The sequence below is a fragment of the Ruegeria sp. CDSA020 genome, assembly GCF_059612345.1.
This window is the reverse complement of record NZ_JBXWQK010000005.1, coordinates 81,153-93,775: the sequence shown is the minus strand read 5'-3', so window position 1 is coordinate 93,775 and position 12,623 is coordinate 81,153. Positions and strand designations below refer to the sequence as shown.

The 12,623-nt window shown below is 59.7% G+C and carries 16 protein-coding genes; 10 read left to right on the top strand and 6 right to left on the bottom strand.

Annotation, left to right across the window (positions count from 1 at the left end; translation table 11 throughout):
* Positions 1-4: 4 nt before the first annotated feature.
* From AC2FJW_RS09940 to AC2FJW_RS09920, 5 genes are all read right to left on the bottom strand, one after another.
* The gene (locus AC2FJW_RS09940; protein WP_496749984.1) at positions 5-1,459 is read right to left on the bottom strand and encodes an efflux RND transporter periplasmic adaptor subunit; all 1,455 of its coding nucleotides are present in this window, start codon (positions 1,457-1,459) and stop codon (positions 5-7) included.
* Positions 1,460-1,563: 104 nt separating this feature from the next.
* A complete protein-coding gene (gene moaB / locus AC2FJW_RS09935; RefSeq protein ID WP_496749983.1) occupies positions 1,564-2,106 on the bottom strand; it encodes a molybdenum cofactor biosynthesis protein B in 543 nt (180 codons plus the stop codon).
* Positions 2,107-2,112: 6 nt separating this feature from the next.
* Positions 2,113-2,733: a LysE family translocator gene (locus AC2FJW_RS09930; protein ID WP_496749982.1), complete on the bottom strand. Its 621-nt coding sequence runs from the start codon at positions 2,731-2,733 to the stop codon at positions 2,113-2,115.
* Positions 2,733-3,329, bottom strand: coding sequence for a metallophosphoesterase family protein (locus tag AC2FJW_RS09925; protein ID WP_496749981.1), 597 nt, complete (start codon positions 3,327-3,329; stop codon positions 2,733-2,735). Before AC2FJW_RS09925 ends, AC2FJW_RS09930 begins: the two co-directional genes overlap by 1 nt.
* Positions 3,329-4,093: a uracil-DNA glycosylase gene (locus AC2FJW_RS09920; RefSeq protein ID WP_496750126.1), complete on the bottom strand. Its 765-nt coding sequence runs from the start codon at positions 4,091-4,093 to the stop codon at positions 3,329-3,331. Before AC2FJW_RS09920 ends, AC2FJW_RS09925 begins: the two co-directional genes overlap by 1 nt.
* Positions 4,094-4,133: 40 nt before the next feature.
* Here AC2FJW_RS09920 and AC2FJW_RS09915 point away from each other — a divergent pair, with 40 nt between their 5' ends.
* The 10 genes from AC2FJW_RS09915 to AC2FJW_RS09870 all read left to right on the top strand — a co-directional run bounded on the left by AC2FJW_RS09915 (position 4,134) and on the right by AC2FJW_RS09870 (position 11,588).
* Positions 4,134-4,793 carry a scavenger receptor class F, member 2 gene (locus AC2FJW_RS09915; RefSeq protein ID WP_496749980.1) on the top strand — a complete coding sequence of 220 codons (660 nt, stop codon included), beginning with the start codon at positions 4,134-4,136 and terminating at the stop codon, positions 4,791-4,793.
* 74 nt (positions 4,794-4,867) lie between these two features.
* Positions 4,868-5,803 (top strand): aspartate carbamoyltransferase catalytic subunit, encoded by a 936-nt coding sequence (locus tag AC2FJW_RS09910; RefSeq protein ID WP_496749979.1) that lies wholly within the window; start codon positions 4,868-4,870, stop codon positions 5,801-5,803.
* Positions 5,800-6,318: a hypothetical protein gene (locus AC2FJW_RS09905; protein ID WP_496696510.1), complete on the top strand. Its 519-nt coding sequence runs from the start codon at positions 5,800-5,802 to the stop codon at positions 6,316-6,318. The genes AC2FJW_RS09910 and AC2FJW_RS09905 overlap by 4 nt, the downstream gene beginning before the upstream one ends.
* Positions 6,303-6,689: a hypothetical protein gene (locus tag AC2FJW_RS09900; protein ID WP_496696511.1), complete on the top strand. Its 387-nt coding sequence runs from the start codon at positions 6,303-6,305 to the stop codon at positions 6,687-6,689. The genes AC2FJW_RS09905 and AC2FJW_RS09900 overlap by 16 nt, the downstream gene beginning before the upstream one ends.
* Positions 6,686-7,966 carry a dihydroorotase gene (pyrC, locus tag AC2FJW_RS09895; RefSeq protein WP_496696513.1) on the top strand — a complete coding sequence of 427 codons (1,281 nt, stop codon included), beginning with the start codon at positions 6,686-6,688 and terminating at the stop codon, positions 7,964-7,966. The genes AC2FJW_RS09900 and pyrC overlap by 4 nt, the downstream gene beginning before the upstream one ends.
* Complete coding sequence (gene plsY, locus AC2FJW_RS09890) at positions 7,966-8,574, top strand: glycerol-3-phosphate 1-O-acyltransferase PlsY (protein ID WP_142635346.1); 609 nt, start codon at positions 7,966-7,968, stop codon at positions 8,572-8,574. Before pyrC ends, plsY begins: the two co-directional genes overlap by 1 nt.
* Before the next feature lie 81 nt (positions 8,575-8,655).
* The gene (locus AC2FJW_RS09885; RefSeq protein WP_496676669.1) at positions 8,656-9,198 is read left to right on the top strand and encodes a GbsR/MarR family transcriptional regulator; all 543 of its coding nucleotides are present in this window, start codon (positions 8,656-8,658) and stop codon (positions 9,196-9,198) included.
* Between the two features lie 65 nt (positions 9,199-9,263).
* Positions 9,264-10,100: a fatty acid desaturase gene (locus AC2FJW_RS09880; protein ID WP_496696516.1), complete on the top strand. Its 837-nt coding sequence runs from the start codon at positions 9,264-9,266 to the stop codon at positions 10,098-10,100.
* Between the two features lie 216 nt (positions 10,101-10,316).
* Positions 10,317-10,793, top strand: a complete 477-nt coding sequence (locus AC2FJW_RS09875; protein WP_496693544.1) for a YHS domain-containing (seleno)protein — start codon at positions 10,317-10,319, stop codon at positions 10,791-10,793.
* Between the two features lie 261 nt (positions 10,794-11,054).
* On the top strand, positions 11,055-11,588 hold the full coding sequence (locus AC2FJW_RS09870) for an outer membrane protein (protein ID WP_271948532.1): 534 nt from the start codon (positions 11,055-11,057) through the stop codon (positions 11,586-11,588).
* 44 nt (positions 11,589-11,632) lie between these two features.
* On the opposite strand, the gene AC2FJW_RS09865 is transcribed toward AC2FJW_RS09870, so the two are convergent.
* A complete protein-coding gene (locus AC2FJW_RS09865; protein WP_496749978.1) occupies positions 11,633-12,616 on the bottom strand; it encodes a quinone oxidoreductase family protein in 984 nt (327 codons plus the stop codon).
* Positions 12,617-12,623: the final 7 nt, after the last annotated feature.

Genomic DNA, 12,623 nt, shown 5'->3' with positions numbered 1-12,623 from the left:
GCGCCTAACCTCCGGCTCGGTTTTCGATGCTGCGCACCAACGACGCGGGAACCTTGGCTTCGCCCAGTTGGCCCAGCACGCGGGCTTTGACATCTTGAGGCAATGCATCACTGGCTTCGACCTGCGCCACCAGCTGGGCACGCTGTTCCTCGGACAGCTCGACCATATCCGTCTGGCCCCCTGCGTTGGCCTCATCCCGCAGCGGCCTGACCCGGACACCGGCCCCAAGCAGAGGCGTTCGACCAATGACAACCTCGCGACTTTCCAACCCCCGCCCGCGCAGCAGCACCTCATCCCCCTGACGGCGGATCAACTGCACTGGTAGAACCTCAAGCCGGTCATCCTTGCCCAGAATCAGAACCGTCCCTGCTGAATCCAGAACCGAAGACGGCAGGCGCACCACGTTCTCAAGCGGCTGTTCCTGAACCGAGACTGTCACGAAATCACCGGGCTTGAATCCCGAAGTATCCTCGAGCAAGGCATAAAGCAGGCGACCGGTTTGCCCTTCTCCGGCCGAGCCGCTATCGCGGCTTATGCGGCCCTGCGCCGCAAGATCTGCTCCTGTAACCTCTAGCGATACAGTGACCGGGGAATTGATCAGATCCCCTTCAGCATCCAGCAGGCGCACGAATTGCGCGGTCGAGACGCGAAAGGCCACCTCAAGTGCTTTAGGATCAACCAATTCGGCCAGTTTTTCGTTGGCTGACACGAGGCGACCCTCGACCAAAGTTACGTCGGTCAATGTGCCCCCGAACCGGGCATGGATGGTCATGTCTTCCAAATCACGTTCGGCGGCGGCCAGTGCGATACGAGCACGCGACAGCAACGTCGTCGCCTGATCGACGCGCGATTCCGCCTGTGCCAGCGCGATCCTCCGGGCCAAAACAGATTGCTGTGCCGATGCCTCGGCCAGTTCCGCCTCTTCCACGGATGCCGCCGCGCCCACTCCCCGGCTTTTCAAGTCTTTTTGACGCTGCAGGGCACGTCCCCGCAATTCGGCCTGCGCCTCGGCCGAGTTCAGCTCATCCTGCGCCAGCAGCAGCGACCGTTCGGCATCGCGTTCCTCAAACTGGGCATCCAGCAGGTCCGACTTGGCGCGGTCCAGCGCCGATTGTGCATCCGCCGGATCAAGCTCGACCAGAACCTCTCCTGCAGTGACAGCACCGCCATCTTCGAAATCTTCGGACAAGGAAATCACATGGCCACCAAGCGCTGCACGCAGTTCCAGGCGGCGGCGGCTTTGCACCTCGCCAAATGCTTCAAGATAAGGCGTTACGGTTTCCACTTCGGCATGCCGGACAGTAACCGCAAAAATGCGCTCCCGCGCCTGCGGAGCGGCATCCTCGCGCGTCAGAACATCCTGCACTGCACCCGCGATCATCTGAACCGCCACAAACAAGAGTGCCAACGTCAAGGACGTCAGGAAAACTCCGGCAAGGCTCTGCCTCAGAAAGCGCATTTACTATCACCCCGTTCGCATCAGGCTGGCATTTCAGAAGGTAGCTTTGCCCCGAAAAATGCCAAGCCACAAAGCGGTAATACACATTTGAACGTGTAACCAGCTTACTTCCGTCGCAGATGTTCGTCCAATCTGGGCATAATTTCCACGAAATTGCAGGGCCGGTGACGATAATCGAACTGTTTTAGCAATATTCCATCCCAGGCATCCTTGCAGGCACCGGGGCTGCCGGGCAATGCAAACAGATAGGTGCCCCCGGCGACGCCACCTGTGGCGCGCGACTGGACGGCAGAGGTGCCGATCTTTTGCATCGACAGGATTGTAAAAACCGTGCCGAATGCGTCGATTTCCTTCTCGTAGACATCCCGATGCGCCTCGACTGTAACGTCGCGCCCTGTCAGGCCGGTACCCCCGGTCGAGATGACGGCATCTATTTCAGGATCTGCGATCCACACGCGCAGCTGTTCTGCAATCTGGGCGCGCTCATCCGGAAGGATCTTGCGGTCCGCGACCAAATGGCCCGCCGCCTGAATCCGATCCACCAAAGTCTGTCCCGATCTGTCCTCGGGCAGCGTCCGCGTATCCGAGACAGTGAGGACGGCGATCCGAACTGGAATGATTTCTTTGCTTTCGTCGATGCGTGACATATGACGTCAGGCCCTTTCCATAATCGCAAGCCGAATGGCGAGCGCCGTAAAAATCCCTCCGGTCACCCAGCCCATGAAACGCGACGCACGCGGGTTCGAGACCAAGACTCGGCCCGTGCCACCGGCAAACATGCCGACCATCCCGTTCACCACAAAGCCGCCCAGCGCGATGATAAGGCCAAGGGTCAGGAACTGCGGCAAGATTGGCCCCAAGGCCGGGTCCACAAATTGCGGGATGAAGGCCAGCACGAACAAGATGACCTTTGGATTGGTGAGATTGACCAGCAGCCCATCACGAAACGCAAGTTTCCCGCTATGTGCCGGTGCCTCGGTCGGCGCAGCACCGTTTTTGATCGAACGCCAGGCCAGATACAGCAGATAGGCCACCCCCAACCAACGGATCACATCAAACAGCCAGGGCAGCGTCGATACCGCCGCGCCAAACCCAAGCCCTGCCAGCAGCACATGCACCATCGAGCCCGCAGAAATACCCGCGCTGGCTGCAAGCGCGGGTCTAGCACCTTTGCGCAGGCCCTGCCCAAAGCAGAACATCATATCAGCGCCCGGGGTAAGGTTCAGAGCCAGCGCAGCCGGGATAAACGCCAGAAGTGTCACCGTGTCGATCATCAAGGCAGCTCAAACCAATTTGGTTTTGGCCCCAGATTGGCCACCTGAGTCGGCCCGATCATCCCGCGAAAGCCCCAGCTGTCGTGGATATGGCCATGTAGGGAAAGCTGCGGCTGCACCCGCTCGATCGCGTCGCGCACCGCGACCGAACCGACGGCGCCGCCCATCGACGTGACATCGCCATGCCCTTTGGGCGGAGAATGCGTAATCAGAATATCGGCAGCGTCGCACCGATCCAGCAACTCGGCGGCCTCGGCCTCGGTCAGATCGCAGGACCAACCGCCAAAAGGCGTCACGGGCACACCATATCCCAGACCAAACAGGCGCACCCCGTCCACAGTCATCCCGGTACCGTGCAGCACGTGGACACCTTCGGGCACAGCCACTGTCAGCTCTTGGACGCTTTCGGCATTGCCGGGGGTTAGGACCAGAGGGGCCGAAATGCCCGCAAGCATCTCCATCGCCTGATCCAGCCCTTGCCGCATATTGCAGAAATCACCAGCACCGATCACCAGATCCGCCTCGGCGCTGGCGGCAACCAATTCTACCGCCCGACTGCGCGCCATATGCAGGTCGGAAAAGGCCAGGATGCGCATCACTTGCCCTCCAGCCGGGCCTTCAACTCCAACAGATCTGCCCAGGCCTGCCGTTTCATTGGCGGTTGCCGCAGCAAGTAAGCAGGGTGAAACATCGGGATGACCGGCAGCCCCCAAGCCTGATCCCACTGGCCGCGCAACCGAGTTATACCGCGTTTGCCCAGCACCGCCTGACAGCTGATATTGCCCATCACGACCAGAACCTCGGGCTTGGCCAATGCGACGTGGCGCTCCAAAAACGGCTTCATCATGCCGATCTCTTCGGGCTTGGGATCCCGGTTCTGCGGGGGCCGCCAGGGCAGAACATTGGTGATATAGACGTTTTCGGCACGGTTCAGCTCAATCGCGGACAACATCCTGTCCAGCAACTGCCCGGCCCGGCCAACAAAGGGCTTGCCCTCGCGATCTTCATCCCGGCCCGGAGCCTCGCCTATAATCATCACCCGAGCACCCGGCGTCCCGTCGGCAAACACCAACTGGCGCGCGCCACGTTTCAACTCGCAATGATCAAACGCATCCATCGCAGAGCGCAACTGGTCCAGCGATCCAGCAGTCTTGGCGGCTGAATTGGCAATCGCCAACGCATCGACCGGCTTGGGCTTTTCCGGCGCCGATTGTACCGCTGTGGGCTTTTTGGATTTCGGCGTAGTGTCTGGCAACGCATAGCGGTTCACCGGGATATCCCCGATCGCATCCGTCGCGCCCAGTTCAATCTGCCAGTCCAGCAGAGCCCGCGCTGTGTGAAAGTCCAAAGCCGATTCCATAACACTCAATCTAACCTCCTTTTGACCGAGGGAAAGCGAATTGGCCTTGATTGCGCGCTCGGTCGCACCGACCATTGGGGCAATCATGCTGATCCTGTTTCGAATCCTCTCAATTTGGGCGCTGCTGGCCTTGGCCAGTGGGCCGGTTTCGGCGCAGCTGTTTGACCGTAACGACCAGTGCCGCGCGGGGCAGTTCGCCTGTGGCAGTCGGTGCTGTTCCGGTGGGCAAAGATGCAGTTTCGACAATCATTGCATCCCGCTGGGCGGCACCTATTGCGGCGGCGGCCGCAGCTGCGGGCCGTTCGAGCGCTGCGTGGCAGGCGGGTTGCGCTGCGCACCCAAAGGGGCCAACGCATGCACCACGCGTCTGGACTGCCCCGGCGACAGCTTTTGCAACGCACGCGGGGAATGCCAGCGAAACACCCCCGAATTCGACCCGGATTCAGCCACCAGCGGCAGCCCCATCACCTGTGACGACGGCTTGACCTGTGCGGCCGGATCATCCTGCCTGCCAGGCGGAGGATGCGCGCAGCCCGGTTGGTTCTTGTGCGAGAAAACCGGATCACAATGCCGCCCCGGATTCAAATGTTCGAACCATCAAGGATGTGTGCCGGTTAAGGCGATCGACTGCGGCTATGGCAAATGGTGCAAACCCGGCGAACTGTGCTTGCCCGAAGGCGGGTGCGAGAAACTGCCCTAACGCCTTGATCCCAAGGTTGCCTTGCGCGGCGCGGCTTTCTATAAGCGGGCCGATTGTCAGACAGGAGTCCGCCCATGCGTTTCGCCCATCGTCACCTTCTTGGCATCGAGCACCTGTCCCAATCCGATATTACCGCCATTCTTGATCTGGCCGAGACCTATGTCGAGATGAACCGGCAACCGAACAAGCACTCGGATGTGCTGGCCGGGCTGACGCAAATCAACATGTTCTTTGAGAACTCGACCCGTACTCAGGCCAGTTTCGAACTGGCCGGCAAGCGGCTGGGTGCGGATGTGATGAATATGGCAATGCAGGCCAGCTCGATCAAAAAGGGTGAGACGCTGATCGACACGGCGATGACGCTGAACGCAATGCATCCCGACCTTCTGGTGGTGCGGCACCCGCATTCCGGCGCGGTTGATCAGTTGGCGCAGAAGGTGAATTGCGCCGTACTGAACGCAGGCGACGGGCGGCATGAGCACCCGACACAGGCGCTGCTGGATGCGTTGACCATTCGCCGCGCCAAGGGTCGCCTGCACCGGTTGAACATCGCGATCTGCGGCGACGTCGCCCATTCCCGCGTGGCGCGGTCGAACTTGATCCTTCTCGGCAAGATGGAAAACCGCATTCGCCTGATCGGCCCGCCAACGCTGGTCCCCAGCCAATTTGCCGAGTTTGGAGCCGAGATCTATGACGATATGAATGAAGGCCTTCAAGACGTCGATGTCGTGATGATGCTGCGCCTTCAGAGAGAGCGGATGGATGGCGGGTTCATCCCCTCGGAACGTGAATACTATCATCGCTACGGGCTGGATGCCGCCAAACTGGCGCAGGCCAAACCCAATGCCATTGTAATGCATCCCGGCCCAATGAACCGCGGGGTCGAGATTGACGGAACGCTAGCCGATGATATCAACCGCTCGGTCATTCAGGAGCAGGTTGAGATGGGTGTCGCCGTCCGCATGGCTGCGATGGAACTGCTGGCCCGCAATCTGCGCGAGGCCGCATGAGCAATCTGGCCGTCGCATCCCATGAACACGGCGTTATCCGCCTGTTCGCGCTCGACATGCGCCCGGAAGAGGCCAAGTTTCTGCGCGAACCCGGAGCCGTCGATCAGATTCTAGGGGTAGCGGGGCTGGATCCCGAACAGGTTGACATCTTTCCGGTCTCGGATCTCGAAGACCTTGGCCTCTATGGCTATCTGACCGAGGGCTGCGACGTGTCCGCAGATCAGCTGGACCACACAGCGCTGGATGCGATTGACGGCTGGGTTCTGGTGGTCCGCAGCGCCGCATTTCGCGGTCGTGCAGCCGCTTTGCGCCCCGACCGCAGGCTGCGCCTGATCGGCCTGTACACCGAAGAAGCAACAAGCTGGGCAGGTGGCCGAATTGAGACGGAAAGCGCGAAACCGTATTCGGCGCCGCAATCCGCACCGCAAAATGACAGACCGCGTCGCATGGGCTCTGCGGTTCTGGCGCTGCTGATCCTTCTGGTTATCGGAGGTGCCCTATGGCTGATCCTGTGACTTTCCCGCCCGACAGAGGGGCCTATATCCGCACCAACACGTGGATGGCAGCCGCGGCTATGGCAGGGGCCATGATCATCCTTTGGCTGATCGGTAATCCCTATGTGTGGACCGGCGCGCCAGCGGGCCTTGCTGCAATCGGCATTCGTGCGTGGTATCTGGCCTCAGAAGAGCTGACGGCCGCATGGGAAATGACAGACACTACTCTGACCGGCCCTGGCCCGCGCAAAGTGGCGCTGAACCAGATCGAGGCTGTTAAAACCATGGGTAGCTTTGTTCAAATCGTCACAAAAGGCGGGGACAAGCACCTGATCAAGTATCAGGCAGATCCCGCCGCTACCAAAGCCGCTATTGAAAGGGCCATGGCATGAGCAATCTGATCTTCACCAACGCCCGCCTGATCGACCCCGAAACTGGCGCGGACGCACCGGGATGGGTGCATGTGGCTGATGGCCGTATCGTGGCCAAGGGCGAAGGTGCGGCCCCGTCGATTGACGCGCAGGTCATCGACTGCGGCGGGCATTGCCTGGCACCGGGCATCGTCGATCTCGGCGTCAAGGTTTGCGAGCCGGGCGAGCGGCACAAGGAAAGCTATAAATCCGCAGGCCTGGCGGCGGCGGCAGGGGGTGTGACCACGATCGTGACGCGCCCCGATACCTTACCCGCCGTGGACACGCCGGAAACGCTGGAATTTGCGACCCGGCGCGCACAGGCGGATGCCCCGGTCAACGTGCTGCCCATGGCGGCCCTGACCAAAGGGCGCGAGGGGCGCGAGATGACCGAAATCGGATTTCTGCTGGATGCCGGTGCCGTCGCCTTTACCGACTGTGATCATGTCATTGCAGATACCAAAGTGTTCACCCGCGCGCTGACCTATGCGAAATCCTGTGGTGCGCTGGTGATCGCCCACCCTCAGGAACCGGGGCTGAGCGCTGGCGCCGCCGCCACCAGCGGCAAATTCGCCGCCTTGCGCGGATTGCCCGCCGTTTCCCCAATGGCCGAGCGTATGGGGCTGGACCGCGACATTGCGTTGCTGGAAATGACCGGTGCGGCCTATCACGCCGATCAGATTACCACCGCCCGCGCCCTGCCCGCGCTGGAGCGGGCCAAGCGGAACGGGCTGGACATCACTGCTGGAACCTCGATCCACCATCTGACGCTGAATGAGCTGGACGTGGCCGACTATCGCACCTTCTTCAAGGTCAAACCTCCGCTGCGGTCGGAAGATGACCGGCAGGCTGTCATCGAAGCGGTGCGGGCAGGTCTGATCGACACGATCAGTTCCATGCACACGCCACAGGACGAAGAAAGCAAACGCCTCCCGTTTGAAGAGGCGGCCTCGGGCGCGGTGGCGCTGGAGACGTTGCTGCCTGCGGCTTTGCGCCTGTACCATGCTGATCAACTGGACTTGCCGACTCTGTTCCGCGCGATGGCTCTGAACCCGGCTAAACGACTGGGCCTGGACAGCGGTCGCCTGTCTGAGGGCGCGCCGGCCGACCTGGTTCTGTTCGACCCGGATGTGCCCTTTGTGCTGGACCGGTTCACGCTTAGATCCAAATCGCAGAATACGCCATTTGACGGCCAGAGGATGCAAGGTAAGGTCACCGCAACCTATGTGGCAGGCCAAGAAGTTTACCGGAGACCCTGATGCCCCTGATCGACAGTACGATGACCCAGCTGATCCTCTGGGCCGCGATTGGATACCTGATGGGGTCGATCCCCTTTGGCATGATCATCGCCAAGGTGATGGGACTGGGAAATCTGCGCGATATCGGGTCGGGCAATATTGGGGCGACCAATGTACTTCGCACCGGCAACAAGGCCGCCGCCGCGCTGACTCTGATCTTTGACGCCGGGAAAGGGGCCGCTGCCGTCTTGCTCGCCCGTGCCATGGCCGGGGAAGACGCCGTACAGGTCGCCGCATTGGCCGCGTTTCTGGGCCACTGTTTTCCAGTTTGGTTGGGCTTCAAAGGTGGCAAGGGTGTCGCGACCTTTCTGGGCCTCTGGCTAGCGCTTGACTGGGGCGTGGGCATTGCCTGCTGCATAACTTGGCTGGTGGCCGCTGCCATCTGGCGGATTTCGTCGCTTGGGGCCCTTGCAGCAGCGTCCCTGTCTACAACCTGGGTCATGGTTTTGAGTGACGGGTCGACGTTTATTCTGGGAATCGTCCTGACATTGCTTGTGTACTGGCGCCATGCCGCCAATATCTCGCGCATCAAAGCTGGCACCGAACCCAGGATCGGGTCCAAGACCTGATATCCGCCCGAGTTAATTGGTTCTTGATCGAATCATTTCTATCTGTAATTTCTGTCATTACAGAAATTACTGGATACAATCATGCACCTTACTGAATCCATGCGCGACTTTATCCTCCATTGGGGGGAAATGGGTACCAAGTGGGGTGTGAACCGCTCGGTCGCGCAAATCCACGCGCTATTGCACATCTCGCCCGAACCGATGACTGCAGATGAGATCTGTGAAACGCTCGGGCTGGCCCGCTCGAACGTCTCGACCGGGCTGAAGGAACTGCAAGGCTGGAAGCTGATCAAAGCCAGCCGAAACCTGGGTGACCGGCGCGATCACTTTCATTCGATCCGGGACATGTTTGACCTGACCAAAGCTGTGGTTGAAGGCCGCCGCGAACGTGAATATGCGCCCACTCTGGCCGCGCTGCGTATCGTTGCCCAAGAGGCTCAGAATGACGGCACCTCGCCCAAAGTGCGCCAGCGGATTGATGAGACGCTAGAGACCATGCAAATGTTCGACGACTGGTATGTCGATGTGAACCGTCTACCTCGCCGCGTTCAACTGGCAATCGTCAAACTTGGCGGACGCATCGCCCGGCTGCTGCCCAAGGGACAAGGGGACAAGTCACCCTAAAAATTTTACCCTCAAATTTCTCTCAATACAGAAATCTCAGAATATGATGTAAGAAGGAGCATGACATGATCCAGCCCAAACGCCCGCCCGAACGCGCCCCGAAAGGCATCCAATGGGCCGACCTGGTTCCCCTGAACCGCTGGGACAAGATCAAGGAACTGATGCTGCCGCTGCCCTGGCTGCTGCTGTCTCTGACGCTCTACAGTACTGCCCTCTGGCCACTTGGTGCTATGGCCAGCTTTCTGTTCTTTCTGTGCGCCCTGCGCCTGAACCACGAAGCGATCCATGGCAATCTCGGGCTGTCGCGGCGGCAGGATTCCTTGGTGATGCATGTGCTCAGCGCGCTTATGTTGGGTTCTAATCACGCTTTCTGCCAATGCCACCTGCTGCATCACAAACACGCCATGGGTCCGGGCGATTGCGAGGGGAATTGCGGGCACATGACCCTGGCGCAGGTCTTGGTATACGGACCCCGGTTTCCCTTCGACATCAACCGTGCGGCCTGGCGGGTCGCCAACGTCAAGGCCCGTCGCCGCATCCTGATCGACTGGGGGCTGGTGCTTGCCGTGATCGCCACTGCTGTACTGAGCGGATCGCAAACCCTGCTACTGCACGTGGCTGCGATGAGCACAGCCCAATGCCTTGCCGCCCTGTTTGCGGTCTGGATAACCCATCAGGGCACGCATGACAGTGGCGTTGCCGCGCGCAGTCAGCGCGGGGTGCTGGCGCGGCTGGCCTATCTGATGTTCTACCACCGCGAACATCATCTGTTCCCGAAGGTTCCTGTCAGCCGGTTGCCCGTTCTTGCGGATCGGCTGGAACGTTCGGTTGCGGGATATGCCGCAAGTCGCAAGCCGGTCATCGGCTGGCTGGAACCCCGCCGGTTCCGGGTTGAACCCTAATCCTTGCTGGTACGCGCACCCAAGGATCCTGAGCGGAAACGCACAGGATCCGTTTGCCAGCACACAATCACCTTTAGTTGTTTTGAACGTGATCAATACGCTGCCCACTTCGGGGTCGTGGCGGCCAATTACCGACCGCACGGAACAAAACAATCAGGGTTGCCCAGACTCAATTACGGAATCCCCCGGCAGTCCGATTCACGAAAGGTGAAAACAATGAACAAGATCAAATCCCTTATCGGCGGCGTCGCGCTGTCTGTTGCCATCGCAAGCTCAACCCTGGCTGCAGGCGTCGAACTGAACGCAAGTTCGACCGGTCTGGCGCTGCAGGGCTATGACCCGGTCGCTTACTTCACCGCTGGCGAAGCCACCAAGGGCGATTACCGCATCACTGCGCTGCACAACGAAGCTTTGTACCGCTTTGCCTCGGAAGAAAACAAAGTCGCGTTTGAAGAAAACCCCGAAGCCTACCTGCCCGCCTATGGTGGCTATTGCGCATTCGGCACCGCGATGGGCTTCAAGTTTGACGGCGACCCGAACTACTGGAGAATCGTCGACAACAAGCTGTACCTGAATCTGTCCGCAGATATTCAGGAACGCTGGGAAGGCGACATCCCCGGCTTTAACAAGAGCGCCGACACCAACTGGAAAGATATCGCCGACAAGAGCCCGGCCGAGTTGCAGGCGCAATAATCCGCCTAAGAAAAACACCGGATCGGCGGCAGTTCACCCTGCCGCCGATTGTCATTTGAAACCGCCATTTTTCACCCTAGTTGTTCAAGCAGGAACGAGCCCAAAAAACGTGGGCCAGTGCCCCGAAGCGGCGGCACAGAAATCAGGTACGGAAACAGCCAAAAGACAGCGATCCGGTCGTCAGACCGGGCCCTGGCAATACCACGTACAAATGAGCAGCACAGGTTTGCTGAAGACCAATTCGAAAGAAAGGTTAACAGAATGACAGGTAGATTTTTTATTGCGGCCTTTATCGCCTCTATTGCGGCCGGAGGCGCCTCGGCGCAATCCTCGGGCAACTGGACGGGCTTTTACGGCGGCCTTCAGGTCGGCTATGCCGATATCGACACCAATGTTTCGGGCGTCGACGGTGATGGCGCGATTGGCGGTATCGTGTTGGGATATGATTATGATCTGGGGGATTGGGTTGTCGGTGGCGGCTTTGACTATGACTGGACCAGCATTGAACTGACCCCCGGCGTCGAGGTCGAAGACGTTTGGCGCCTGAAAGCACGCGCCGGATACAAAGTGACTCCGGTGGGGCTGCTATATGGTATCGGGGGCTATGCCGAGGCGAGCACGGACAATCTTGGCAGTGACGATGGTTGGTTCATCGGCGCTGGGTATGAACAGATTGTCGCCCCCAATGTCAGCGTTGGAGGCGAAATCCTGTATCACGAATTCAACGATTTCGATTCGACCGGAATTGATGTGGACGCGACCACAATCCAGGCCCGTGCAACCTACCGGTTCTAAGGAAACAGTGACGGAACCCGGCACAAACGCCGGGTTCCTTTCATTTACAGTTCAAGAACTGTGCTGCCTGTGGTTTGGCGCGCCTCAAGTGCGCGATGGGCCTCGGCCACCTGATCCAGCGGGAACCTCTGATCAATGTGGATTTTGACCTCGCCGCCTTCGACCTTGTTGAACAGGCGCCGCGCCATGGCCTGACAGACCGCGTGGTCCGAAATATGTGTGAAGAGCGTTGGCCGCGTTATCTTGAGCGATCCTTTCTTGGCCAGAATGCCAATGTCGATCAGAGGCACCGGGCCAGAGGCATTGCCGAACGAGATCATCATGCCAAGCGGTTTCAGGCTGTCGAGCGACCCGTCAAACGTATCCGAACCGATGGAATCCATCACAGCGTCTACGCCTTTGCCCTTGGTGATCTGCGCGACGCGCTCGGCAAAGCTCTCGGTCCGGTAATTGATGCAATGTGCGGCACCGTTGAACTGCGCCAAACTGCATTTTTCATCGGTTCCGGCAGTACCGATCAACGTGATCCCCTCGGATTTGGCCCATTGGCAGGCAATCAAGCCAACACCCCCGGCAGCTGCATGAAACAGCACGGTATCCCCGCGTTTTAGCGGTGTGGTGCGATGAAACAGATATTCGACTGTCATCCCCTTGAGCATCATCGCGGCCGCCGCATCAAAAGAAATTCCATCCGGAAGCGGGCACACCTGTGCGGCGGGCATGACCCGTGCCTCGCAATAGGCTCCGGGCGGAGAGGCAGCATAGGCCGCGCGCTGCCCGGGTTCCAGATGCGTTACACCTTCCCCAACGGCTTCGATCACGCCAGCGGCCTCCATGCCCAAAGCCTGAGGCAGATCCAGCGGATACAGCCCAGTGCGCTGATATACATCAATGAAATTCAGCCCGCAGGCATGATGACGAATACGAACCTCACCGGGGCCGGGTTCACCAAGTGGGCGATCTTCGATCTTCAGAACCTCGGGGCCGCCGTGTTCATGGATGACGACGGTTCGTGCCGTTTTCTGCATGTTGTCC

What these genes read in the sequence shown, in the direction of transcription:
- AC2FJW_RS09940 (WP_496749984.1), bottom strand. Translation starts at nt 1,459, where the DNA reads ATGCGCTTTCTGAGGCAGAGCCTTGCCGGAGTTTTCCTGACGTCCTTG.
- moaB (WP_496749983.1), bottom strand. Translation starts at nt 2,106, where the DNA reads ATGTCACGCATCGACGAAAGCAAAGAAATCATTCCAGTTCGGATCGCC.
- AC2FJW_RS09930 (WP_496749982.1), bottom strand. Translation starts at nt 2,733, where the DNA reads ATGATCGACACGGTGACACTTCTGGCGTTTATCCCGGCTGCGCTGGCT.
- AC2FJW_RS09925 (WP_496749981.1), bottom strand. Translation starts at nt 3,329, where the DNA reads ATGCGCATCCTGGCCTTTTCCGACCTGCATATGGCGCGCAGTCGGGCG.
- AC2FJW_RS09920 (WP_496750126.1), bottom strand. Translation starts at nt 4,093, where the DNA reads ATGGAATCGGCTTTGGACTTTCACACAGCGCGGGCTCTGCTGGACTGG.
- AC2FJW_RS09910 (WP_496749979.1), top strand. Translation starts at nt 4,868, where the DNA reads ATGCGTTTCGCCCATCGTCACCTTCTTGGCATCGAGCACCTGTCCCAA.
- AC2FJW_RS09905 (WP_496696510.1), top strand. Translation starts at nt 5,800, where the DNA reads ATGAGCAATCTGGCCGTCGCATCCCATGAACACGGCGTTATCCGCCTG.
- AC2FJW_RS09900 (WP_496696511.1), top strand. Translation starts at nt 6,303, where the DNA reads ATGGCTGATCCTGTGACTTTCCCGCCCGACAGAGGGGCCTATATCCGC.
- pyrC (WP_496696513.1), top strand. Translation starts at nt 6,686, where the DNA reads ATGAGCAATCTGATCTTCACCAACGCCCGCCTGATCGACCCCGAAACT.
- plsY (WP_142635346.1), top strand. Translation starts at nt 7,966, where the DNA reads ATGCCCCTGATCGACAGTACGATGACCCAGCTGATCCTCTGGGCCGCG.
- AC2FJW_RS09885 (WP_496676669.1), top strand. Translation starts at nt 8,656, where the DNA reads ATGCACCTTACTGAATCCATGCGCGACTTTATCCTCCATTGGGGGGAA.
- AC2FJW_RS09880 (WP_496696516.1), top strand. Translation starts at nt 9,264, where the DNA reads ATGATCCAGCCCAAACGCCCGCCCGAACGCGCCCCGAAAGGCATCCAA.
- AC2FJW_RS09875 (WP_496693544.1), top strand. Translation starts at nt 10,317, where the DNA reads ATGAACAAGATCAAATCCCTTATCGGCGGCGTCGCGCTGTCTGTTGCC.
- AC2FJW_RS09870 (WP_271948532.1), top strand. Translation starts at nt 11,055, where the DNA reads ATGACAGGTAGATTTTTTATTGCGGCCTTTATCGCCTCTATTGCGGCC.
- AC2FJW_RS09865 (WP_496749978.1), bottom strand. Translation starts at nt 12,616, where the DNA reads ATGCAGAAAACGGCACGAACCGTCGTCATCCATGAACACGGCGGCCCC.